At 57.3% G+C, this 22702-nt stretch carries 22 protein-coding genes; 10 read left to right on the forward strand and 12 right to left on the reverse strand.

What is annotated here, in order from left to right:
* Positions 1-158: 158 nt before the first annotated feature.
* From RCI_RS07240 to RCI_RS07260, 5 genes are all read right to left on the reverse strand, one after another.
* Complete coding sequence (locus RCI_RS07240) at positions 159-929, reverse strand: hypothetical protein (protein ID WP_012035761.1); 771 nt, start codon at positions 927-929, stop codon at positions 159-161.
* A 159-nt stretch (positions 930-1088) separates the two neighbouring features.
* Entirely contained in the window at positions 1089-2216 is a 1128-nt protein-coding gene (gene mfnA / locus RCI_RS07245; RefSeq protein WP_012035762.1) for a tyrosine decarboxylase MfnA, read from the reverse strand.
* 6 nt (positions 2217-2222) lie between these two features.
* Positions 2223-4505: a phosphoenolpyruvate synthase gene (gene ppsA, locus RCI_RS07250; protein WP_012035763.1), complete on the reverse strand. Its 2283-nt coding sequence runs from the start codon at positions 4503-4505 to the stop codon at positions 2223-2225.
* A gap of 90 nt (positions 4506-4595) precedes the next feature.
* Complete coding sequence (locus RCI_RS07255) at positions 4596-4970, reverse strand: helix-turn-helix transcriptional regulator (protein ID WP_231844967.1); 375 nt, start codon at positions 4968-4970, stop codon at positions 4596-4598.
* Positions 4971-5223: 253 nt separating this feature from the next.
* Positions 5224-5586 (reverse strand): hypothetical protein, encoded by a 363-nt coding sequence (locus RCI_RS07260; RefSeq protein ID WP_148266558.1) that lies wholly within the window; start codon positions 5584-5586, stop codon positions 5224-5226.
* A gap of 114 nt (positions 5587-5700) precedes the next feature.
* On the opposite strand from RCI_RS07260, the gene serA reads away from it, so the two are divergent.
* Entirely contained in the window at positions 5701-7281 is a 1581-nt protein-coding gene (serA, locus tag RCI_RS07265) for a phosphoglycerate dehydrogenase (protein ID WP_012035766.1), read from the forward strand.
* A gap of 62 nt (positions 7282-7343) precedes the next feature.
* Here the strand turns inward: serA and RCI_RS07270 are convergent, their stop codons facing one another.
* Both RCI_RS07270 and RCI_RS07275 read right to left on the reverse strand, forming a co-directional pair.
* The gene (locus tag RCI_RS07270; RefSeq protein ID WP_012035767.1) at positions 7344-7754 is read right to left on the reverse strand and encodes a HEPN domain-containing protein; all 411 of its coding nucleotides are present in this window, start codon (positions 7752-7754) and stop codon (positions 7344-7346) included.
* Positions 7751-8314 (reverse strand): nucleotidyltransferase domain-containing protein, encoded by a 564-nt coding sequence (locus tag RCI_RS07275; RefSeq protein ID WP_012035768.1) that lies wholly within the window; start codon positions 8312-8314, stop codon positions 7751-7753. The genes RCI_RS07270 and RCI_RS07275 overlap by 4 nt, the downstream gene beginning before the upstream one ends.
* A gap of 354 nt (positions 8315-8668) precedes the next feature.
* Here RCI_RS07275 and RCI_RS07280 point away from each other — a divergent pair, with 354 nt between their 5' ends.
* From RCI_RS07280 to RCI_RS07305, 7 genes are all read left to right on the forward strand, one after another.
* On the forward strand, positions 8669-9070 hold the full coding sequence (locus tag RCI_RS07280; RefSeq protein WP_048198227.1) for a hypothetical protein: 402 nt from the start codon (positions 8669-8671) through the stop codon (positions 9068-9070).
* Positions 9067-9450: a hypothetical protein gene (locus RCI_RS07285; protein ID WP_012035770.1), complete on the forward strand. Its 384-nt coding sequence runs from the start codon at positions 9067-9069 to the stop codon at positions 9448-9450. The genes RCI_RS07280 and RCI_RS07285 overlap by 4 nt, the downstream gene beginning before the upstream one ends.
* 106 nt (positions 9451-9556) lie before the next feature.
* A complete protein-coding gene (locus RCI_RS16975) occupies positions 9557-9697 on the forward strand; it encodes a hypothetical protein (RefSeq protein ID WP_158308886.1) in 141 nt (46 codons plus the stop codon).
* Positions 9698-9707: 10 nt separating this feature from the next.
* Positions 9708-9914 (forward strand): helix-turn-helix transcriptional regulator, encoded by a 207-nt coding sequence (locus tag RCI_RS07290; RefSeq protein WP_012035771.1) that lies wholly within the window; start codon positions 9708-9710, stop codon positions 9912-9914.
* 110 nt (positions 9915-10024) lie between these two features.
* A complete protein-coding gene (locus tag RCI_RS07295; protein WP_012035772.1) occupies positions 10025-10375 on the forward strand; it encodes a dihydroneopterin aldolase family protein in 351 nt (116 codons plus the stop codon).
* On the forward strand, positions 10372-11016 hold the full coding sequence (locus RCI_RS07300; protein WP_012035773.1) for a Yip1 family protein: 645 nt from the start codon (positions 10372-10374) through the stop codon (positions 11014-11016). The genes RCI_RS07295 and RCI_RS07300 overlap by 4 nt, the downstream gene beginning before the upstream one ends.
* A 79-nt stretch (positions 11017-11095) precedes the next feature.
* Positions 11096-11689, forward strand: coding sequence for a hypothetical protein (locus tag RCI_RS07305; protein WP_012035774.1), 594 nt, complete (start codon positions 11096-11098; stop codon positions 11687-11689).
* A 297-nt stretch (positions 11690-11986) separates the two neighbouring features.
* Here RCI_RS07305 and RCI_RS07310 read toward each other — a convergent pair whose 3' ends face one another.
* Positions 11987-13615 carry an OPT/YSL family transporter gene (locus RCI_RS07310; protein WP_231844968.1) on the reverse strand — a complete coding sequence of 543 codons (1629 nt, stop codon included), beginning with the start codon at positions 13613-13615 and terminating at the stop codon, positions 11987-11989.
* Positions 13616-13761: 146 nt separating this feature from the next.
* On the opposite strand from RCI_RS07310, the gene RCI_RS07315 reads away from it, so the two are divergent.
* On the forward strand, positions 13762-14862 hold the full coding sequence (locus RCI_RS07315; protein ID WP_012035776.1) for a Fic family protein: 1101 nt from the start codon (positions 13762-13764) through the stop codon (positions 14860-14862).
* Positions 14863-14997: 135 nt separating this feature from the next.
* On the opposite strand, the gene RCI_RS07320 is transcribed toward RCI_RS07315, so the two are convergent.
* From RCI_RS07320 to RCI_RS07330, 4 genes are all read right to left on the reverse strand, one after another.
* Positions 14998-16659 carry an OPT/YSL family transporter gene (locus tag RCI_RS07320; protein WP_012035777.1) on the reverse strand — a complete coding sequence of 554 codons (1662 nt, stop codon included), beginning with the start codon at positions 16657-16659 and terminating at the stop codon, positions 14998-15000.
* A gap of 55 nt (positions 16660-16714) precedes the next feature.
* The gene (locus RCI_RS07325; protein ID WP_012035778.1) at positions 16715-19153 is read right to left on the reverse strand and encodes a heavy metal translocating P-type ATPase; all 2439 of its coding nucleotides are present in this window, start codon (positions 19151-19153) and stop codon (positions 16715-16717) included.
* Positions 19154-19215: 62 nt separating this feature from the next.
* Positions 19216-19368 carry a hypothetical protein gene (locus tag RCI_RS16980; RefSeq protein ID WP_158308887.1) on the reverse strand — a complete coding sequence of 51 codons (153 nt, stop codon included), beginning with the start codon at positions 19366-19368 and terminating at the stop codon, positions 19216-19218.
* Positions 19369-19493: 125 nt separating this feature from the next.
* Positions 19494-20282 carry a hypothetical protein gene (locus RCI_RS07330; protein ID WP_148266560.1) on the reverse strand — a complete coding sequence of 263 codons (789 nt, stop codon included), beginning with the start codon at positions 20280-20282 and terminating at the stop codon, positions 19494-19496.
* Between the two features lie 213 nt (positions 20283-20495).
* Here RCI_RS07330 and RCI_RS07335 point away from each other — a divergent pair, with 213 nt between their 5' ends.
* Positions 20496-22508: a thioredoxin domain-containing protein gene (locus tag RCI_RS07335; RefSeq protein ID WP_148266561.1), complete on the forward strand. Its 2013-nt coding sequence runs from the start codon at positions 20496-20498 to the stop codon at positions 22506-22508.
* Positions 22509-22702: the final 194 nt, after the last annotated feature.

A 22702-nucleotide genomic window follows, 5' to 3' on the forward strand; every position in this document is an offset into this window, starting at 1 on the left:
CCTGATGGTTGAGTTTTTTCAGTATTAAGACAGCCGCTCGCTCCAAACCGGATGCCTGCGGCAATTCAAGGATACTCTACGCGCTTCCCTTATAATAAACCGCCGCATGTGAGTTGCTGAGAGTGATATACGGACCCGACTACATGGTGATTCTCTGGTCACAGGTCCACCATTATCTCGCGGTCTAACACATAAGCGACGAACACGGTGCGGAAGAACTCTTTGAGCTCTCTGACCGAGTGGTCGTCCGAGGGGCTTGCCGGTAAGTTGAACGACCGCCATGATTCTTTTCCGTTTTCGTCTGCGCAGCGGACCGCCATTTCGCAGGAGCCTTCGGGGGGCTGTGTGTCGGTGACCTGGAGGGCGTCCGCGAGGAACAGGAGCATGATCATCTGGTGGGGGTTCTGAACCTTCGGGAAGCCGAGGATCATGTGCAGGATCTGGTCGGTGTCGACCGTCTTTCTGCTTATGATGCCCCTGGACAGGGTCACTTTGAGAGGCTTTTTCAGTTCCATGTATGCCCCGCCGCTGTCGGCCCTCATGAGCTTGAACTGCTCTCCGGTGACGCCGTTGTCGGGGATATACTGTAGGGCCTCGGAGTTCGGCATCCCCTTCTCCAGGGCTTTTCGGGAGATTTCTGCCAGCCACTCTTCGGCTTTTCCGGATATCGGGTAGTGGATGGTCTTCAGGCAGCCGAACGGCTCTCCCCTACCGGCGAGGCACTGGTCGCAGTGGGCCTGGTAAGCGTCGAGCACCCTGGCCTCTTCAAAAAGCTCAGATACCTTATAGCCCTGGGTTTCCACTCCGTCGGGGGTCAGGATCTGGAGGTTGATGACGGTATCGAGGGCTTCTTCTCTGGTCTTACCCTCCTTCAGCAGCAAGTCGAGCACCGCCTGACCCCGTGCCTGCTGCTTGATCAGGCCGATCATGCCCTCCTGTGTCAGCGCTTCCTTTGCCGGGCAGGGCTGATCGATTATATAATCTATAGCTATCTTTCACACCCACCTGAAAGTAGGTTATCGCCCATGTTATATAGGCTTTTTTTCTAAACTTAAAAGAGCCGGCAGGTGAAATGAGCCACGATCGGCTTATATTACCTTTTTCAAATCCGCCGTGAACGCCTCGATGACGTCTGCGGTTACGTGGGGCATGACGACCATGCGCAGCGCGCACGGATGTACGGTCGTGGAGACGTACCAGTTTTTCTCCGCGAGCTTTTTCCGCAGGCCTACCGGATCCTTAGCCCTCGCAGTAACTATGTTCAGCACAGGCTCGATGATCGGCTCCATGCCCATGTCCTCGAGTTGCTCCCGTAGGATGCGGGTGTTCTCCATGCAGGTGGCGACAATCTCCCTGTAGCCTGCCCTGCCGAGATACTGCAGGACTGCGTATGCCGAGGCGGCGGAGGCGCCGCTGCGGGTGCCGGCCAGGGAGGTCTGGACCATGCTCGTCAGGTACTGGGCGTTTATTTCTAGCACCTTCATCAGGCTTTCGCTGCGGTAGAGCAGGCCGCCCGAAGGAATGGTGCTGAGGCCCATCTTGTGCGGATCTATCGTGATCGACTGGACTCCCGGTATCTCAAAGTCGAACTTCGCGGGACGATCCATGAAGGGGATGACGAACCCGCCGAACGCCGCGTCCACGTGGAGGTATAGATCGTGTTCCTGCGCCAACCTCCCGATCTCCTCGATCGGGTCGATCTGCCCGAACTCGGTGGTGCCTGCCACTGCGACGAGGGCGATGGTGTTTTTGTCGATGAGCGCCGCCATCTCCGACGGGTCCGCCCTCAGCAGATCGTCCAGGGGAGCCCTGCGGATGGCGATGCCGAGCATCTGGGACGCCTTTTCAAAAGAGTAGTGGGCGGACTCGGGGACCACAATGTTGGCCCTGCGCCGGTCCGTGTGCTTCATCTGGATGGCGGTTCGCAGCGCCTGGATGTTGCTCTCGGTGCCGCCTGTAGAAATGTAGCCGGTGGCAGCAGGCAAGTGCAGAAGATCGCCGATCAGCCCGATACACCGATGCTCGATATCCGCTGTGCCCGGGAAGAGTTTCGGGTCGCCCAGGTTGGTGTTGACGAATTCCTGATGCGCTTTTACGGCAATGGGATGGGGGTTGGTGCACATGGAGCTGAGGACGCGCCCGTAGGGCACGTCCCGGCTTCTCGCTTCGCAGAGCTCGGCGAATATCTCCTCTTCACCCAATCCCCTTTCCCGCATGTCACATCACAGCTTTTTTCTGGCCGCCTCAAGGATCAAGGCGTGCTCGGTCCTGGCCACCATCTCTCTGACCGACTCCACCGCGTCGATGTTGGCCGAGATGCTGGTTATCCCCATCGCGACGAGCCTTCTCGCCACTTCCGGCCTGCTGCCTGCCTGGCCGCAGATCGAAGTCTTGACGCCTGCCTTGTTGCACTCTCCGATCACGTACTCGATGAGCTTGAGCACCGCGGGGTGCAGCTCGTTGTAGAGGTCGGCGACCAGTTCGTTGTTCCGGTCGACCGCCAGCGTATACTGGGTGAGATCGTTGGTGCCGAACGATACGAAATCGATGCCCTCCTTAATAAACTCATCGATGATGAGGGCCGATGCGGGGATCTCCACCATGATGCCGACGTCGACTTTCTCGAGGTCGATGCCGCACTCGGTCATGATCTCCTTGGCCCTGCGCAGTTCAGACGGGTGCTGGACGAGGGGGATCATGATGCCGATGTTGTCGTAGCCCATCTCGAACAGCTTCTTGAAGGCGGCCATCTCCAGCTTGAAGTGCTCGACTTCCTTGAGGTCGCGGCGAATGCCCCTCATGCCGAGCATCGGGTTGTGCTCGAACGGCTCGTTCTCGCCGCCCTTCATGGCCTTGAACTCGTCGGTCGGCGCGTCCAGAGTCCTGACCCAGACGGGCTTCGGGTAGAAGGCGTCTGCGACGGTCCTTATGCCCTTGACTAACTCGTCTACGTACTCCTGGGACCGGCCGGTATTGATGTATACCTGCGGATGCGTATTCAGCCCGAGGATCATGTGCTCTATCCTGAGTAAGCCCACGCCGTCGGCCTGGGTCTCCTTAGCCCTGCCTGCGGCTTCCGGGATGGAGACGTTGACCTTGACCTCGGTGGCTGTGATAGGCTTGGTGACGGCGATCCGGGGAGCGGCCTCGGCGTGCTCGGCCTTCTCTGCGGCGGCCTCCGTCTTGACAGCGCCCATATACACGTGGCCTTTCTCGCCGTCCACGGTGACCGTCGAGCCGTCCTCGAGCATCCTCGTCGCTTCCTTGGTGCCGACTACCGCCGGGGTGCCGAGCTCGCGGGACACGATGGCCGCGTGGCAGGTCATGCCACCCTCGTCGGTGATGATGGCGGCGGAGCGCTTCATGGCAGGCACCATGTCCGGAGTGGTCATCTTGGTGACCAGGATGTCGCCGTCTAAAACTTTGTCAAGAGCGTCCATGCTGTCGACGATCTTGACCTTGCCGCTGGCAATGCCCGGGGAGGCGCCCAGCCCTTCGAGGATGATCTCGCCCAGCACCTTGCCGCCCTTAGCCTCGCGTTTCTGGATAGTGGTGATCGGCCTGGACTGCAGGAGGTACAATTCGCCCTTCTGGAAAGCCCACTCGATGTCCTGGGGCTTGCCGTAGTGCTCTTCCACGATGTTGCCCAGCCTGGCGAGCCTGAGGATCTGGTCATCGGCAAGCACCTGGGCGTTCTTCTTCCCTTCTTCCACGTCCAGCTTCACGGTCTTACGGGTTTTAGGGTCGCGGATGATCTTGATCTGCTTGGTGGCGATCTTCTTCTTGACGATCCTGTCGTTCTTGACTTCATAGTTGTCGGGGGACACGGCGCCGGATACGACCGACTCGCCCAGGCCCCAGGCCGCTTCGATGATCTGCACGTCTTCCCCGGTGGTGGGGTGGTGGGTAAACATGACGCCTGCAGAGTCCGCGTCGACCATCTTCTGGACGACCACGGCAATGTTCACCTGCTCGTGGGGGAACTTCTGCTTCACCCGGTAATAGATGGCTCTGGCGCCGTACAGCGAAGCCCAGCAGTGCTGGACAGCCTTGAGCAGGTCGGCCTTGCCCTTGACGTTGAGGAAGGTCTCCTGCTGGCCTGCGAAGCTGGCATCCGGCAGGTCTTCGGCAGTCGCGCTCGACCTGGCGGCGACGTACTGCTCTCCACCCTCACGCTTGCACAGGGTCTCATAGGCTGCGGTGATTTCCTTAGCGATCGACGCAGGCATAGGCTGGCTGTTGATCAGGTCCTTGGCGAACTTTTCAGCCTTCATCAGCTCCTTCTGGTCGTCGACGTTGACGTCTATGCCTTTGAAGAGCCTGTCCACGATGCCGGCTTCGACGATGAACTTCCGGAACGCCTGCGCGGTGACCACGAAGCCGGGGGGAACCGGCAGCTGTGCGTTGGTCATCTCGCCGAGGCTGGCGCCCTTGCCACCTACGATGGGGATGTCAGTATTGCGAACTTCGTTGAGCCAAACAACTAACTTTTCCTTTCCTGCCATGAAAACATCACACTTCCAGCGAGATGATCTTTCTTAAAACTTTCACACAAGCCCGGGGGCTCCGCCCGCTTACGGACTGTATGATGAGTTTTAAGAAAGGTTGCAAATCGCTTTCCTCCGTTTTTCGTCGAAACTCTGGATCGCGAGGTCGATGATCGACATAATCCTGTCCTGGGGCACGCCCAGCTCAGCGCCGATGCGGCTGAAATACGGGTACTCTATACCCTTGCCCTGGGACCTGAAAGTCTTCACCGCCTCCATTAAGGCCATAACACCCGAGAACACGTGAATGAAGGCCAGCGTAGGAGTGACTTTGCCGTTCTCGATCCGGGAGATCGTTTCCCGGCGGAGCCTCATGATCAGGCTCAGCTCGTCCTGCGTGAGGTGCATCTTACACCGGTAGTCCTGAATGAGCCTGCCACGCCCGGGCGAGTTGACGATGTCCCCCGCCACCTGGTTAGCCATGTTCAGAATCCACTCAGGAGTATACATAAAACACCCATGTTACACGACGTGTAACATTACTGTTCTCATGCGTATAAGGGCTTTCTACTTATATAACGGTTATGTGACGTATTACGTCACATATGGAAAAATTACGACAGTTGCCGTCTGGAAAAAGTAGATGGCAGACGCGTCTTGCGCCTGCAGAGATCTGCCAGCCACGCTGGCCGGACCATTTTCATCGACGGCTGCCGATCGATCGGCAGTCCACGTACTATGGATAGTAGTTGAAGAGCCTGGTCACGTACGGGATCTTCACCCCGAACCGCCGGTCCAGCACGGCGAGCGTACACCACGGGATGACGTCGACAAACGGGAGCATGTCTGTGCCGCTCATGACCAGCAGGTTGACGATAGGGACGCCGAGGTGGTTCAGGTAAGCCGCTTCTACCACGCTGATGGCCGCGCTTGTGCCTACTGCTACGGGCAGAAGACCGGTGGCGAAGAGCAGGTCGTCGGGCACCAGGTCCGCGAAGTCGATCGCAAAGGCGAGGAGCAGTGCGCAGAGGTTCTGTACCGCCGAGTGGCCTTTCTCGACCGTGATACAGGCCTGGCCATTATTATAGCTCGTTTCCATATTCCTCAAACTAGTACTCGCGGCGCTCAAGATATATATTTTATCAGCCCTGGCCTTTTACCAAAGACTTATGAGCATGCAGCGTGCATTAAACTCTACACAGGGGTAATGGTCATGAAAGTCCTCGTTACAGACCCTATTTCAGAAGAAGGCATCAAGATCCTCAAGTCTGAGCCCGGTGTGCAGGTCGACATCGAGACCAGGCTCACCAAAGAGCAGCTCATAGAGAAGATCAAGGATTATAACGCGCTCATCATCCGCAGCGAAACCCAGGTTACCAAAGAGGTCATCGCTGCGGGCAAGAACCTCAAGATCATCGGCCGGGCAGGCGTGGGCATCGACAACGTCGACGTCCCGGCAGCCACCGAGAAGGGCATCATCGTCGCCAACGCCCCGGAGGGCAACACCATCGCGGCATGCGAGCACACGCTTTCCATGATGCTGGCCATGTCGCGCAACATCCCGCAGGCAAACGCCTCGCTGAAGAGCGGCAAGTGGGAGCGCAGCAAGTTCATGGGCGTCGAAGTGATGAACAAGACCCTCGGCATCATCGGCCTCGGCCGCATCGGCGGGGAAATCACGAAGAGGGCGAGGAGCTTCGGCATGGAAGTGCTGGCTTACGACCCGTTCACGACCGCAGAGCGGGCCCAGCAGATCGGCGCCAGGCTGACCACGCTGGACGAAATCTACGAGAAGGCCGACTTCATCACCGTCCACACCCCGCTCACCCCGAGCACGAAACACATGGTCTCCACCGCCCAGTTCGAGAAGATGAAGAAGGGCGTCAGGATCATCAACTGCGCCAGAGGCGGCATCATCGACGAGGCGGCCCTGTTAGAGGCCATCAAGTCGGGCAAGGTTGCGGGAGCGGCCCTCGACGTGTTCGAGAAGGAGCCCCCCGTAGGCAGCCCGCTGCTGGAGCAGCCCAACATCATCGTCACCCCCCACCTGGGTGCCTCGACTGCAGAGGCCCAGATCAACGTAGCGATCACCATCGCAGAACAGGTCCTCAACGCGTTCAAGGGCCTGCCGGTCACCACCGCCATCAACATACCCATCATGAAGCCCGAGGTCATGGAGAAGGTCAAGCCCTTCCTGCCCCTGGCTGAACAGCTGGGCAAGTTCGCCGCCCAGATCACTGACGGACAGATCAAGGAAGCCATCGTCAGCTACAACGGGGAGATCGCCCAGAAAGACGTCACCCTCGTCACCGTAGCTGTGCTGAAAGGCCTGCTCGACGTAAAGCTCGGCGAGCCCGTCAACTACGTCAACGCCAAGCACATCGCCAAAGACCGCAGCATCAACGTGGCGGAAACGAAGCTGGCCGAGACCGGCGACTACACCAACCTGATCACCTTAACGTTAAAGACGGACAAGGGCGAGACCAGGGTCAGCGGCACCATCTTCGGCAAGAGCGACGCCCGGATCGTCGAGATACAGGGCTACCGCGTCGACGCGGTCCCCAGCGGCACCATGATCGTCACACGGCACCAGGACAGGCCCGGCGTCATCGGCAAGGTCGGCATGATCCTCGGCAAGCTGAACATCAACATCTCCGGCATGGTCGTCGGCAGGGACGCCGTCAGAGGCGACGCCGTCATGATCCTGACCGTGGACGACGAGGTCCCGGCTGCCACGCTGAAGCAGATGATCAGCGAAGCAGAGCTGTACGACGCAAAGTACGTGAAGTTGTAAGCCGGGAGCATATTGCTCCCCCAATCTTCTTTTATACTTATTACTTGAATATCAAAAATCAGCTAAATTAGAGCCTGAATCTTCTCGATGATAAGCTTCGCATTTTCCAGCGCTGCTTTAGCCTCGATCCCACTGACATTGACGCCGAAGCCGTAGGTGGCCTTTTCACGAAAAAGCCTGTATGCATCAAGCGTATTCGCATACTCTTCAAGATCCGGGTGAGCTTCCCTCAAGTAAACTGGAACACAGATATGACTGTGCTCTTTAACGCCATCCATGAATAGCAACGCCTTGGCCGCGTGGAACATTGCTTCATAGCTAGAAGTCAGCGTAAGCCGATAACGCTTGATGTTAAAGCTAGCCTCCGCATCGTCGAGATGGCTGGCAGCGCTGATCAGACAATTCCTGGCGCTTACCGCATCGCTGTCGATTAATTTTAAGCCCTTTTTATAGCAATCGTCCAGTGTCCTCACTTGAGTCCCGCCCCATACAGCAATATGTGATTTGATACAACATTGGTGTAAAACACATCCTTTTTCCCGGCGAGTGTACGCCATTCGGATAGCTTGAAGATAGTAAAGTTCACCTCCTTATCAAACGTCTGTTCAAGTTTTCTGAAAGTATTCACGTAAACTTCTTTGTCCGATGGCGTGACCACGAGAAAGTCAATATCGCTCCCTTCATCGAATAAGCCGCTTGCATAGCTTCCATAGAGAGCGATAGACAGGACATTGGGATCACCTTGCAGGATGATTTCCTCCGGCTTCGAGGATAGTACAAAGTCGATGCCATATGCCCTTTTCAAAGATTTTACGACCTCGTTTGCCGTATTTAGGCGATAGAGTGTAGCAAACCCCTTTTCCTCGACGACAAGAAACCCTTTTTCCGCGAAGCGTTTTACGGCCGCATTCGAACTGGATGGACTAATGTGAAGCTGCTTTGCCAGCTGGCTGGCATAGAACTCATTACGTGGACTGGCCAAAAATCTACAGAGAATTTTCCAGTCTACGTACTTATCGAAGACTTCTAACATTTATAACTCCTATTAATACATCGAAATGCATTTCGATATATTGTAACAAATTACAGTATATCGTATTAAGAGACATATAAAATCCCCGGTACCATCGTCCATACCATGTAGCGCAAGCTTTATCTACCACATGTTATAATCATCTAACTAAATGTTAGAATTTGATAACATAATGTGATAAATTCATAACTCAAGGTGTAGTCAGATGAGCCAGATCAAAAACTTTGAACAGCCCGGCAAGGACAGGCAGGCAGCTTGAGCTGTGACTATGGCAGGCATCATCGTGGTCATGGCAATTTCGATGGTCTGCGCCTGTGGGTACATGAACTGGAAAGGAGTCACGGAGTGAGAATTATGGCAGAAAATAAGAAAAACAGGATGGCCAGCGTATTATTTCTGGCCCTCGGCCTGGCCGTCGCCGCAATGGGTATCGCAGCCTGGGCGCTTGCCGGCGAGGGAAGTCAGCAGTGGGCCATCTCAGGAGTCGTCGCCGGCCTGATCATGGCGCTGGCGGGCGCCGCCGGGGCTCTCGGAAAAAGGCGTGGAGGGGACGAGCGCACGGCAAAGCTCAGCGCTTATGCGGCCTCGTGGTCGTGGTTCTCCGCTGTGGTCGTCACCTCGGCCCTGTTCCTGCTGAACTACTACGGAGTAGTCAAAGCGGATTCAAATCAGGCACTGGGTCTGATACTGCTGACGCTTCTGGGCACCATGGTGGCCTTCAACGCGTATTACAGGACGAGAGGGGATATCGAATGACCGAATGGGAGAAATATAGCCTGATCACGGGATACGTCGTGCTGATAGCGGCGCTCGCGGCGCTCTTCGTCTTCGACGTGCAGTACCCGCTGCTGGCAGTACCTGCCATCGTGGGAGTGGCGCTGATCACCTATGCACTGTACCAGTACATGAACTGCCGGGGCTGCCCGGATGAGCGGATGATGAAGATCATCACCCACTCAATGGCCAACTCGTGGCTGACGATGCTGGTCTTCGCCATCATAAATATCCTGATGGAGCTCTTCGGGCACCTGCCCCGGTATACGGTGATGCGGACGCTATGCATGACGTTGTTTACGATGCTCCTGTTCTTCGGGGTATGGTACCTGTACTTCCAGAGAAAGGGGGATGTGGCATGAGCGGCCGCCCGTTCGAGGCGCCGAAGCTGCTGGCGACGGTGGTCTTCATCATGACGACCTCGATGATGGTCACTCACGTGTGGTTCGGCCGGAAGGGGGACATCGAATGATTTCCTCCTGCATTTTGGGGTTCGTCATCCTCGGGCAATCGGCGTATTCTGCCCTCGCCCTGGCTGCAGTGGCAGGCTTGCTCTGGGGCTTGAGCCGCAAGCCTGAAAAGCTGGACGTGAATATGAGAAAGACGTAGGAGATACGCCATGAGGACGCGCATCAAGGAGTACCGGGCTAAGTATGACATGACCCAGGAGGACCTGGCCCAGAAGGTCGGCGTCCGCCGGGAGACCATCGTCTTCCTGGAGAAAGGCAAGTACAACCCATCCCTCAAGCTGGCGCACGACGTGGCGAAAGTGCTGAACGCGAAGATCGACGAGCTGTTCATCTTTGATGACGAAACGGACGCGTAATGTCGGTCGAGATATATGGTCGGTCGGCATATAGTCACTAATAACGATCGGCCATAGTTTTATATTACATATGCATAATAGGTACATACCGTCAGTATGGGTGAAGTTGCATGTCCGTGACACCGAGAGATAACGCAGCCTTTGAGGCTGGCATCAAGCTCGGCGCGCTCTACCACCAGTTCGTGGGGTCGCCCGTCAGCCTGAAGACCGCAGACTCGCTGGAGAAGGCGATCGCAGAGAGCATCTCCGTGCAGCCGTTCGTGAAATCGATCTCCGTCTCGATCGACAGACAGATGATCAAGGATAACCTCAGCTCGTTCGGGTACACTGAGCTGAAGGGGCCCATGCTGAAAGTCGACGCCGTGATCAAGTACCACGAATACGAGGCGAGCGTCGGCATCCAGTTCAAAGACGGGTACCCGCTCATGTTTATCAAAGACATAAAAGAGGTTAAAGGATGAATTTTATAGAGAGAGTTATCGGGACTATCACTAACCCGGACAAGACGATGGCAGACGTATGCAAGGAGCCGAAGTGGGAGGAGGCGCTGGTCATCGTAGGCCTGTACGCCATCATTACGGCAGTCTACATGTACCTGTACAACTCACACGTCTCGTACGCGTCGGACATGCCGGGGCTGGAGCAGATCACCATGATCAGCACCATCATCATGGGACTGGTCATGCCCCTGGTCGGGTGGCTCATCTCGACCGCAGTACTATTCCTGCTGGCCATGGCATTCGGCGGAGAAGGCAAGTTCACCTCGCTTCTGACGGGCATCGGATACTCCGAGCTGATCAAGATCTTTGCCGTGATCATCTCGGCTATACTGATTACCCAGGCCCCGTACATCATCGTGGAGCTCAGCGATACTAACCCGATGGCCAGCGTGGAAGCAGCAGCCGAGTTCAGCGCCAACATCTTCGTGCTCGCCAGCCAGATCGTCTTCCTGCTGGGCCTGATCTGGTCGTGCATCATCGGCATCTTCGCCCTCAAGCACTGCCAGAAGCTGAGCTTCAAGTCTGCAGCCATCGTAGTCCTCGTGCCGACGATCATCTACATCGTGATCCAGTACGGCACACTGCTGCTGATGTTCCTGTAAGACCAGCTATCGCCGCCGTTACCGGCGGCCTCTTTTTTAATAAAAAAGTTCTTGTACCACCCGGTCAATCACTTCTATTATGACCGAAGGCCTGTCACCGTCCGATGACCTGAAGCTCCATCTCGAAACCGTCTCCGCAAAGCATCCCAGGGACGTGGCGATCGCCATGATCACCGGCATGCTCAAAGCTGAATACGCCCGGCTGGAAGAGACTCTGAAAGGCATCCGGGAGAGGTATCTGACGTTGAACGTGGACAACCCGGCCAGCGAGCACGAGATCGCCGACCTCCGCCTCGAAGCCGTTCGAGCCTACCAGCCGGCGTACGAGATCGAGGCTTATCTGGCAGCCATGGGCGCCGACGTCGGGCTGCTGACGCCCAGATTTGAAGGCGAGTTCGAAACCTCCGCCGTCCACACTAAAGGCTGGGACCTGTCCTTCGTCAGCCTCAAAGAAAGCGCCATGCGCAGCCTGGGCGGCCATTGCAACGTCATCGGCGAAGTCGTCATACTGGAGAGAAAACTGTACCACCACACCTACCTCGCCGCCGTCATGCAGCCAGCAGGCGCCGACAAAGGGCTTCCACAGCCAGACCCGTCAGGCGAGGTGGCGCTGGAGTTCCACTTCTCCACCGTCGTGTTCGACGAGGATGTTAACGTCATGGTGGAAAAATAACTTTTTTTCTGCAGAGAAACCTCGAACATTCACCACAGAGAGCACAGAGAAACGGTTCACCACAGAGACACAGAGAAACACAGAGGCTCACAGAGTGGCTGGTTTACCACAGAGACACAGAGAAACACAGAGATTTTTCGGCAGATAACTGGATAGCGATCACCTAATAGGTAGATCTCTGTGCGTCTCTGTGTACCTCTGTGCCTCTGTGGTAAAACAGTTCTCTGTGCGTCTCTGTGCCTCTGTGCCTCTGTGGTAACTAAATAAATCACCATGCTGCGATGGTTTGACCTAAAGTTAAAGCAGTGTTGTCACCGCGAACAGCAGCCCGACGAGGATGTCTCCTGCAACCAGCCCGGAGGCGATGATGCCGGCATCGTCCTTGAGCCAGCCCTTTTTCTCCGCCCCCCATCTTATAATGCCGCCGACGAGGATGGCGGCCGTGGCTGATACGGGGAGCAGCAGCCCTAGTGCGACGCTGATCGCCGATATTTTTAGTTTATACAATATCAGCGCCATGACGGCGCCGAGCAGCACGAAGTACAGGTTGATGGAGGGTGACAGGACTTTGGTCACTGCCGACCGGGCCATTTCCAGCCACATGACGCTGTACGGTGCCGGCAGGGCTTCCGTGCCTATGCCATACATGCTGTTGATCAGGCTGATGCACGGGACGCAGAGGAGGCCGCCGATGAAGGCGCCTATGACCAGCATGTAGCGCAGGCCGGCCTGATCGATTTTGAAGACGTCGGCCACCTTGTGCAGGGAAAGGGTAGAGGCGAAGCCTAAGGTCGTCGCCAGGACGAAGCCCTGGAAGAGGAGCAGGGCCACGATATCCTGAAACGCGAGCCCCACCAGCAGGATCACCACGAAAGCGGCGATGCCGACGCTCATGGCCATCTCTGCCCGGCCCCGGGTTTCTATAACCATGAGCAGCACTGCCACGGGAATGCACAGGACGAACAGCCACACCGGAACGCCGATGAAAGTGTACAGCAGCGCTGCGGCGATGACTGTTGCTGCCAGCAGGAGAGCGCCATAGGCGAGCCTGGACATCCGGTTGCGTGAATCGCCCCCGCTTTCCGGGCTGCCCTGCCCTCTCGGATGCGGATGAAGGGCCCGGTGCCAGGCGGATACCAGCAGCGGCTTCAGCACCATGAAGAGGGAAAGGCCTGCAGTGATCACCATCATGGATACGGCGGTGGAAAAGATCCACGGGCTGCGCATGTGAGCGATGTAGTCGGCAGCGCCGCCCTCGGCGAGGTACAGGACGAGCAGGGAACCGACAGCGCCGAGGGCGATCTGCATGCTGCCCCGGAGGCCTACGATCATGCCGATGCCTGCCAGAAACGGGGAGAGGCTGAAGCCGGCGACGGCATGGCCGAGGGTTTCGGGAATGGCGCGGAGGCCCCGCAGCCCCGATACTGCGCCGCCTGTGACGCCCGCCAGACCCATCCGCACAGCTGATGCCTTGAACTCAGGCCCCTTTTTCTCCGCGGATAGAAGGCCGATGATCGACACGCTCACCTTTGGGCCGGGCCAGGGGAAGCCGCTTTTCATGAAGTAGCCGGTAAAATATGAAGAGGCGAGCATGCCGAGGATAAGGGACATGCTGATGATGGCGGCCATCGCAAAGCCCGGAACGGGCAGCGTCTCACCCGCCATGATGATCGAGCCGAGGCTGTCCGTATAGGCCAGGACCGCAGCGATGGCCATGGCCATGACTGCCACCATATACAGGAATGCCCGGGGCCTGGCACTCCTGGCGGCCGCGAAGACGAAGAATGCGAAGAAGAGCAGCAGGATATCCAGGCCGGTGGCCATGCCGAGCTTCAAGGCCAGGTACATGTAGACGAAAGCGTTCACGACGCTGAAGACGATACCCAGTAGTACAGCCAGGATGCGATCGTCTATCCGGAGCGCCATGTAAGGATAAACGTGAGGCCGGGACATCAACGTTTGCGCAAACGATCACGTACCTGAAAGAGTCGCCGGAAGAATAGAGAAAAGTTGATTTACCAGAATACGACCTTGTATATGTCTATTTAACGATATCGTATCCAGGACTACCCATGAAGCCGTATGAGCCCCGAATATTACCCTTAGACGACATCGACTGGGCATCTCACGTCACCCTGATCGGTAAGGCAAACGCAGCGCTGGCCAGGTATGACGGGATTCTGCAGGGCATCGTTAACCCGAAGGTACTTCTTTCTCCGCTGACCACCAGAGAAGCGGTGCTCTCGTCCAAAATCGAGGGTACGCAGGTATCACTGGAGGATGTCCTGCAATACGAGGCGGATATAAAAGAGCCGTTCAAAGCTGAAAGGGAGCAGGATATCCACGAGGTTCTCAACTACCGGAAAGCCATGGGGCATGCGGTTAACGAACTAAAAGATCACCCGCTCTCGATCGATATGATCAGGGACTTGCATCGTATTTTACTATCCGACGTAAGGGGTAATAACCGGTGGCCTGGGGAGATTCGGCGTATACAGAACTACATTGGAAGACCCGGTAGCCCCATAGAGAAGGCTATCTTTGTCCCTCCGGCACCTTCACGAGTGATGGACGCACTCTCTAACTGGGAACAGTACCTGCACAGCGAAGAAAAAGACCCGCTGGTCCAGCTCTCGGTACTCAAAGCGCAGTTCGAGCTAATCCATCCGTTCAGCGATGGGAACGGCCGTATAGGGCGTATGCTCGTCCCGCTCATACTCTACAATAAAAAAATGCTGTCCAGCCCGATGTTCTATATCAGCGCTTACCTGGAGCGGAACAGGGATATTTATTACGAGCGCCTTCTCGGCATTTCCAGGGACAACGACTGGAACGGGTGGATATCCTTTTTCCTTCAGGCGATTCAGGAACAGGCGGATGAGAACAGTAGTAAAGCGTGGTCCATTCTTGAGTTATACAAAGAGATGAAATCCAAAGTGCCCGAGATCGTACCCTCAAAACACGCGGTTTACGTAATAGACGCCATATTTTCAAGACCGATATTTAAGACCTCGCAGTTTGTTCCTGTGGCTGGCAGTAATCGAATGGCAGCCCAGAGAATATTACGCGCGCTAACAGAAAACGGGATATTAGATATCATGGCAGAAGGAAGAGGCAGGCAGCCGACAGTTTACTCGTTCAGACAGCTGCTTGACATAACTGAAAAGCTATAGCTTATGGTAACAATCTGTTACACAAAAACATTTGTGTAACAAAAATCCCTAAAAAATGTTACACAAAAAATTTTGTGTAACAAATCTGTTACTCAAAAGTTTAATGGGTCTGACTCATCTCGACGCTGACAAGCACTACAATAATGACCGCAACGATATAGCCAGACCCACGAGAATATCCCCCGCGATCAGGCCAGAGGCCGTGATGCCGTTATCGTCCTTGAGCCATCCCTTCTTATGGATCGCCCACGCCAGGATGCCGCCGGCGAAGATCATCGCCGTCACAGATACGGGCAGCAGGAGGCCTATGGCGACGGCGACCGCAGATATCTTGTACCGGTACAGGACCAGTGCGATGACGATGCCCGCGAGGATCAGATAAAAGTCGATCGAGGGCGAGGGGGCTCCGGCGACTGCGGAGGTGGCCATCTCCAGCCACATGACGCTGTAAGGGGCGGGAAGAGCGTTCGTGCCGACGCCGTAGATAGCATCGAGAAGCCGGATGATGGGAATGCAGACGATGCTTCCGGCGATCGAGCCGATCACGAGCACCCATGGCAGACCTCTGGCGTCCACATTGCTGTACTCAGCGGTCTTGATCAGGGCCAGGCTCAGCGAAAAGCTCATGACCATCGCCACGACGAAGCCTTCCAGGATGAGCAGTGGCACGATGTTGTCGAACGCCAGGCCCACCAGGAGGATGATCACGAAGGAAGATATGCCGACGCCCATGGACATCTCGGCCCGGCCCCTCGTCTCGATGATCATGAAGAGCACGGCGATAGGTATGCAGATGAGGAAGACCAAGGCCGGCACATCAACGAAGAGCTGCAGGATGATCGCTGCCACTCCTATGGCGGCAACCAGCATCAGGCTCCTCATGCCCGGCAGGCGACGGCGGGCTCTGCCACCGTCCGGCGCTGTGGCAGGCTTTTCCCCGGCTTCCCCGCCGGCCGGCTTCGGGCGCCGGGAAAAGTAGGGCTTGACAATGACGTAGAGCGAAATGAACGCCGTGGTCACCATCATCGATATGGCCGTCGAGAAGACCCAGGGATTGCGCATGTGAACAATGTAGTCAGTTGAAAAGCCCTCTACGAAGACCAGGACGGCCAGCGAGGCGATCGCCCCCAGCGCTATCTGCAGGCATGCCTGGAACCCGATCAATAGCCCGATGCCGAGCATCATCGGGGACAGGCTTATACCAGCTACTGTCGTGCCTAACGTTTCGGGAATGACCGCGAGGCCCCTTAACAGGGATATCCCGCCCGAGGCGAGGCCCGCTATGCTCATGCGTACTGTGGAAGCCTTGAAAGCCGCGTCTTTCTTCTCCGCAGACAGCATAGTTACGATGGCCGCCGTCACCTTCTGCATCGGCCATGGGAAGCCGCTCTTGAGGAAGTAATCAGTGAAATATAAGGACAGCAGCAGGCCGATTATGCTTGCCAGGCTCAGCAGGGCGGCCATGACATAATCGGGCACGGCGAACGGCTCCCCGGATATAATGATGGCCCCGAAGCCGTCCGTGTAAGCGACGACCGCTGCCGTGGAGCTCATCATGATGGCCATCACGTACACGAAAGCCCTGGACTTCACCGTCCTCGTAACCACGAAGACGAAGAAGGAGAGGAACAGGAGCAGAAATGCGATGCCGTCGGCCATGCCGGTCTTCATGGCCAGGTAAACGGTGACGACTGCGTTCAGTACGCTGAAGAGTACGCCTATGATAATGGCCGGTAGCCTGTCGTCTACCGGTGCCTGTATCCCGTCGTCTACCGGTGCCTGTATCCCGTTGTCCATCCCAACAACCCGTCGCTTATAGACAGGTATCCGACATTAATGTATGCTTTTTGTCCTAGGGCTTGAACCTGTTCAGCAGCAGCGAGTTCGAGACGACCGACACTGAGCTGAAAGCCATGGCGGCCGCAGCTATGATCGGGTCTAGCTGGATGCCGAACCATGGGATGAGGATGCCGGCCGCTATTGGTATGCCGATGATGTTGTAGATGAACGCCCAGAAGAGGTTCATGCGGATCGTCTTGATGGTCGCCCGGCTGAGCTTGATCGCCGTGAGTACCCCCCGCAGGTCGCCGCTCATCAGGGTGATATCGCTGGACTCTATGGCTACGTCCGTGCCGGTGCCGATGGCGATGCCCGCGTCTGCCTGGGCGAGAGCGGGTGCGTCGTTGATGCCGTCGCCGACCATGGCCACTGTTTTGCCCTGCGCCTGCAGCTTCTTCACTTCGCCGGCCTTGTCCTGGGGCAGCACTTCGGCCAGTACATTAGTGATCCCTGCCTGCTTCGCTATGGCCTCTGCCGTCCGGCGGTTGTCGCCGGTCATCATGATCGGCTCGATGCCCATCTGCTTCAGCCCGGCGATCGCCTCGACCGAGCCCTCTTTTATAGTGTCGGCCACCGCGATGACGCCGGCCGGCTTTTCGCCTATAGCGACGTACATGGGCGTCTTGCCTTCTGCGGAGAGCCGGTCGAAGTCCGGCTTCATGCCCGAGAGGTCTATATCCTCATCTTCCATGAGCCGGGCGTTGCCCACGAAGACCAGCGCATTATCGACTTCTGCCACTATGCCTCTGCCCGTAAGCGAATCAAACTTCGAGGGGCCGGTCAGCCCGATGCCTCGCTCTGTTGCGCCTCTGACAATTGCTTCCCCCAGCGGATGCTCGGATCCCTGTTCGGCAGAAGCCGCCAGCCGTAGCAGATCCTGCTCCGTAAAGCCGGGCTGGGGCACGACTGCGACAAGCTCGGGCTCGCCCCGGGTGATCGTGCCGGTCTTGTCCAGCACGATGGAGTTGATCTTGTAGGCGCTCTCCAGGCTCTCCCCGCCTTTGATCAAAATGCCGTGCTCCGCACCCTTTCCAGTGCCCACCATGATGGCGGTCGGCGTCGCGAGGCCCATGGCGCAGGGACAGGCGATGATGAGGACTGAGATGAAGTTGAGCAGCGCCATGAGGAACGCCGGCTGGGGGCCGAGGAAGTACCAGGCGAGGAAGGTCAGGATCGCTATAGCGATGACGATCGGCACGAAGACTGCGGCGACCTGATCTGCGAGGCGTTGAATAGGGGCTTTGCTGCCCTGTGCCTGCTCCACCATGCGGATGATCTGCGAGAGAACCGTGTCCCGGCCTACTTTGGTCGCTTTAAATTTAAACGAGCCGGTCTTGTTGATCGTGGCGCCGATGACGTTGTCGCTCTCCTTTTTGCTCACGGGGATAGACTCGCCTGTAACCATGGACTCGTCTACGGCGGAATAGCCATCTACCACGACTCCGTCCACAGGTATCTTCTCGCCCGGCCTGACCACAACTATGTCGCCCACCTGCACGTCCTCGACCGGGATGTCCAGCGTTTTGCCGTCCCTCTCGACCCGGGCGGTCTTCGCCTGCAGGCCCCGGAGCCTGCGGATCGCCTCGGAGGTCTGGCCTTTCGCCCTCGCCTCCAGCAGTCTCCCGAGAAGGATCAGGGCGATGATGGTTACGGAAGTATCGAAATACGTGGCGGGCATCGCTCCGCCCATCATCAGCAGGTGAGGCCACAGGGTCGCTGCCACACTGTAGATGTACGCGGCGCTGGTGCCCACGGCGATGAGGACGTTCATGTCCGCAGTCCCGTGCCTCAGAGCGGCGAAGGCGCCCTTATAGAACCGCCACCCGATCCAGAACTGCACCGGCGTGGCCAGGATAAGTCCGATCCAGTTCACCTGCTCCATGCTCAGCGAAGAAAGGCCGGGGATGTAACTCCCAAAGAACATCAGGACCATGATGATGGCGGCAACGGCGCCGCTGATGGCGAACTTGACGACGAGATCCCTCATCTCCCTGCCGCGGGATGCCCGCTCACGGTCCACGTACTCCTCGGGGGAGGGCGCTTCCGGGATCTCGTACCCTGCATCCCTGACGATCTTCCGGATATCGTTGACCGTGACGATCGACGGGAAATACCGGATGGTGGCCTGCTCCGTAGCGAGGTTGACCGCTGCGTCTGCTACACCTTCGCTGGACTTCAGGGCGTCCTCCACCCGCTTGACGCAGCTGGCACAGGTCATGCCCCTGACGGGCAGCGTCACCTTCTCCTCCTCGACGCCATAGCCGGCCTCCCTGATCGAGCGCACGATGTCGTCAATGGTGATGTGGGCCGGATCGTAGACAAAGGTCGCCTTCTCTGTGGCGAGGTTTACGGTCGCGCTCTCTACGCCTTTCGTCTCCTGGATAGCCTTCTCCACCCGGGCCACACAGGAGGCACAGGTCATGCCGGTGATCTTCAGTTCAGTCTTTCTCATAGCAACAGGTTAGCCTTGGCTGACCACAGTAAATTATGCACGGAAAAAAGATAAACTTGTAGTTACAGGCCGAGGTGAGTCTTCTGGAACACCTGCGCACACTTTTCACTGCAGAAGTACCGGTACCGCTTCTCGCCCAGCTTGAAGATGACGATGGCCCGGCTCCGGTCTACGTCTCTGCCGCAGACAGGGTCTTTCTCCGTAACGCTCTCCATGATCTCAGTGTAGGCGGCACGGCTATATATCGCATTGCCGGCATCCCGGTGGAATCCGGATATTAACGCTCCTGTTCTGCGGTAGTCACTCGTCGACCGGGCCGCGGCCGCGTGTGAGATAACCCTTACTCAGTATAGGCGATGCTCTGCTCAGCCGTCTGGAACCCGACCGTATCGTCCCACTTGAACAGCAGCTTCAGATCAGGCAGGGTCTTCGGATCGGAGAGATCGATGCCGAAGTATTCCTTAGCGGCATTTTTGGCCAGGTTGCACATCTCGCCAGTGCAGGATGCTATGGAGCTGGCCAGATCCTCGAACCGGGTGGAAGAGAGCAGGTACCCGACCACGAAATCACCCTGAGGAGTGTGCTGAAGGCATCTGATCGCCCTGAGCACGTCATGGTCTCGCAGCAGCTGCTCGACATCGCCCATCCTTGACTTGCCGATGTCATCGATCAGCTTCCGGAGATCGTCGGTCTTTCCCTGCCTGACGGGCGCCGCAACGCACCAGGGCATCAGGAGCATCTGCCGCTCCTCGAGGAACTCCCGCCGCTCCTCCCAGTCCATGAGCAACTCCGGCTTCGGCATGTTCTCCTCTTTCGATAAGTCGAGGCCGGTGAACTCGGCAAACCTGTCGGTCAGACTTTTAGAGCAGTCCAGATCGGAGCTGAAAATGTCTTTCAGCGTCCTGTCCAGGCTGTTCCTCGACTGCATATAGAAGACCATATAATCCCGATCGTCCGGCATGGTCTGCAGGAACACCTGGGCTTTCTGAACTCCCGCAAGCTTGAGGTGCCCGTCTATGTCAGCGCTATACTTCTCGTTGAGGTCGTCCCAGAAGTTCTTCAGGCTGCCCAGCCTGTCGTGCTGTACAGGTAACATGAAACACGAATCTACACTCTTTTCCGTCTGCACAATATATCCCCCATCATACATACTATCGCCGTGAAGGTGGTACGCCACCCGATCCACGGACATCGCAGGCAAATATTAGCCAGTACCATGAGGATGATGGCTGACATCTTCATAATGCTGTGGCCAAAATCGGCCAGATTCGCGGCCTGCCCGATGGTATTTTTACAAAAAGCATACTCACGCTTTTTATCGAGGCTGCCCATCTCTAATATTATGAACAGGCTTGGGGAAGCGGACAGCAGCTACCTGCGCAGGGCGGCGGATGAGCCGATCGACTGGTACCCGTGGGGAGACGAGGCCTTCGATCGGGCGAAAGCGGAAGACAAGCCGGTACTGCTCTCCATCGGGGCAGTGTGGTGCCACTGGTGCCACGTCATGGCCCGGGAGACGTGGCATGACCGGAGCACGGCGGCGATCATCAACGAGCGATTCATCCCGGTGAAGGTGGACCGGGACGACCGGCCCGATATCGACCGCACTTACCAGGAGGCAGTACAGGCGCTCACCGGCAACGGCGGCTGGCCCCTCACCGTCTTCCTCACCCCGGACAAACAGCCATTTTATGGCGGCACCTACTTCCCCGACAGGCCCAGGCATGGGTTGCCCGCATTCAGGGATGTGCTCACAGCCATCGCCGACCTGTACACCAACGACCGGGGCAGCGTCGAGCGGATCGTGAACGACCTCACCCAGCGCTTCCCGTTTGTGTCCCCGCTGCGGCAGCCCGTCGATCCCGCCTACCTCGAAGAAGTGGTAAAGCAAATGCGGTCAGCCCACGACACCGTCAGCGGCGGCTTCGGCTCCTCACCCAAGTTCCCGTACTCAGAGGCGCTGCTGTTTTTATTACAGTACTACGAGTCCACGGGAGACAGGACCGCGTGGGAGATCGTCGACAACACCCTCAGCCACATGGCGGCAGGCGGCGTCTACGACCAGGTAGGGGGCGGGTTTCACCGGTATTCGGTCGACGCCGGGTGGAAAGTGCCCCACTTCGAGAAGATGCTCAACGATAACGCGCTGCTGCTGAACGCCTACCTCGGGGCATACCAGCTCTCCGGCAACCAGTATTACAGGCAGGTCGCCTCGGAGATCGTCGAATTCGTCTTCCGGGACTTAAGGAGAGAGCCGGCAGGGTTCGCCTCCAGCATCGACGCAGACGTGCATCACGAGGAGGGCGCCTACTTCGTGTGGGAAGAGCAGGAGATCAGAGACGTCCTCGGAGACAGGGCGGACGCCTTCATCAAGGCGTACAACGTGACGAGAGGCGGCAACTTCGAGCCCACGAAGAACGTGCTCTACCCGACAGGCGAGACGGATAAGGCGCAGTTTGCGAAGGAAAAGAAGGCGCTGCTCCAGGCCAGGGATAAGAGGGAAAAGCCGTATGTCGACATGTCCATCCACACCAGCTGGACGGCGCTGATGATCACCTCGCTGGCCCGGGCCTATTCAGTCTTAGGCGAGCGCCGGTGCCTGGACTACGCCGTGGAGTCTGCCAGCTTCATCATGGATCATATGTACAGGGACGGCACGCTGTACCGGACCTACACGGACAAGCCGGTGTACAGCGGCTACCTGGAGGACTACTCATGCATGATCGAGGCGCTGCTGGAGCTATATGTAGTCACACAGGAGGCGGGCTGGCTCGACCAGGCAGAAAAACTGCTGGACGATTGCGAGGCGAAGTTCTTTGACCGGGAGCACGGCGGCTACTTCTTCGTGCAGGCGGAAGACCGGACGCCCATGATGCAGGACAAGCCGGTGACAGACTTCTCCGTCCCGGGCAGCAATCCCCAGATGGCGATGAACCTGATCAAATTATCCAATTACCGGGATAAGCTGGAGTACATGGACCGGGCGCTCGCCCTGGTGGAGGGCTTCTTCGACCTGTGCCGGCAGTACCCGCTCGGGCACGGCACGTACTTCGCGGCGCTGGACTACTACGCTAACCCGCCGGAGATGGTCGCCATCGTGGGCCCGGAGAAAGAGGGAAGGGAGCTGGTAGATCTGGTGAACGGCAGGCTGATCAAGAAGATCGTGATGCTCGACCACGGGCAGTACAGGCAGCGGCCGGCAGTATTCGAGGGCAGAAAGGCAGAAAATGGCAGGCCTACTGCGTACTTCTGCAAAGACCGGAAGTGCATCCTGCCGCTGACCGATCGAGAGGACATTCTGGAGATGCTGAAACGGCCCCGGTTCGGGGGAGACACAAATTCAGGATCATCATAGCTATCCTCTGTCAGCCGATTTTTTTATCGAACGAACTCCCCGAAAGCTCAGGGAGGCCGGGGAGTACCCGGGGGTTAGAGAGGAATTTTAAAGTGGGAGGTTTGAGAGGGTAGAGAGGTCGGGGAGGAGGTCGGGGAGTGTGGAAAGGTCTGAGAGGCTAACAGGGTATTATTCTTGACTTTTCTGTTCTGATG

Origin of the sequence: Methanocella arvoryzae MRE50 (assembly GCF_000063445.1) — an archaeon.
In the GTDB taxonomy this organism is placed as follows: Archaea; Halobacteriota; Methanocellia; order Methanocellales; family Methanocellaceae; genus Methanocella_A; species Methanocella_A arvoryzae.

Coding starts and splice junctions, on each gene's coding strand:
- RCI_RS07320 (WP_012035777.1), bottom strand. CDS start 16,659: ATGGACAACGGGATACAGGCACCGGTAGACGACGGGATACAGGCACCG.
- RCI_RS16975 (WP_158308886.1), top strand. CDS start 9,557: ATGATTTCCTCCTGCATTTTGGGGTTCGTCATCCTCGGGCAATCGGCG.
- RCI_RS07255 (WP_231844967.1), bottom strand. CDS start 4,970: ATGGCTAACCAGGTGGCGGGGGACATCGTCAACTCGCCCGGGCGTGGC.
- RCI_RS16980 (WP_158308887.1), bottom strand. CDS start 19,368: ATGGAGAGCGTTACGGAGAAAGACCCTGTCTGCGGCAGAGACGTAGAC.
- ppsA (WP_012035763.1), bottom strand. CDS start 4,505: ATGGCAGGAAAGGAAAAGTTAGTTGTTTGGCTCAACGAAGTTCGCAAT.
- RCI_RS07305 (WP_012035774.1), top strand. CDS start 11,096: ATGACCGAAGGCCTGTCACCGTCCGATGACCTGAAGCTCCATCTCGAA.
- RCI_RS07240 (WP_012035761.1), bottom strand. CDS start 929: ATGATCGGCCTGATCAAGCAGCAGGCACGGGGTCAGGCGGTGCTCGAC.
- RCI_RS07335 (WP_148266561.1), top strand. CDS start 20,496: ATGAACAGGCTTGGGGAAGCGGACAGCAGCTACCTGCGCAGGGCGGCG.
- RCI_RS07300 (WP_012035773.1), top strand. CDS start 10,372: ATGAATTTTATAGAGAGAGTTATCGGGACTATCACTAACCCGGACAAG.
- RCI_RS07295 (WP_012035772.1), top strand. CDS start 10,025: ATGTCCGTGACACCGAGAGATAACGCAGCCTTTGAGGCTGGCATCAAG.
- serA (WP_012035766.1), top strand. CDS start 5,701: ATGAAAGTCCTCGTTACAGACCCTATTTCAGAAGAAGGCATCAAGATC.
- RCI_RS07285 (WP_012035770.1), top strand. CDS start 9,067: ATGACCGAATGGGAGAAATATAGCCTGATCACGGGATACGTCGTGCTG.
- RCI_RS07315 (WP_012035776.1), top strand. CDS start 13,762: ATGAAGCCGTATGAGCCCCGAATATTACCCTTAGACGACATCGACTGG.
- RCI_RS07275 (WP_012035768.1), bottom strand. CDS start 8,314: ATGTTAGAAGTCTTCGATAAGTACGTAGACTGGAAAATTCTCTGTAGA.
- RCI_RS07310 (WP_231844968.1), bottom strand. CDS start 13,615: ATGGCGCTCCGGATAGACGATCGCATCCTGGCTGTACTACTGGGTATC.
- RCI_RS07260 (WP_148266558.1), bottom strand. CDS start 5,586: ATGGAAACGAGCTATAATAATGGCCAGGCCTGTATCACGGTCGAGAAA.
- RCI_RS07280 (WP_048198227.1), top strand. CDS start 8,669: ATGGCAGAAAATAAGAAAAACAGGATGGCCAGCGTATTATTTCTGGCC.
- RCI_RS07325 (WP_012035778.1), bottom strand. CDS start 19,153: ATGAGAAAGACTGAACTGAAGATCACCGGCATGACCTGTGCCTCCTGT.
- RCI_RS07290 (WP_012035771.1), top strand. CDS start 9,708: ATGAGGACGCGCATCAAGGAGTACCGGGCTAAGTATGACATGACCCAG.
- mfnA (WP_012035762.1), bottom strand. CDS start 2,216: ATGCGGGAAAGGGGATTGGGTGAAGAGGAGATATTCGCCGAGCTCTGC.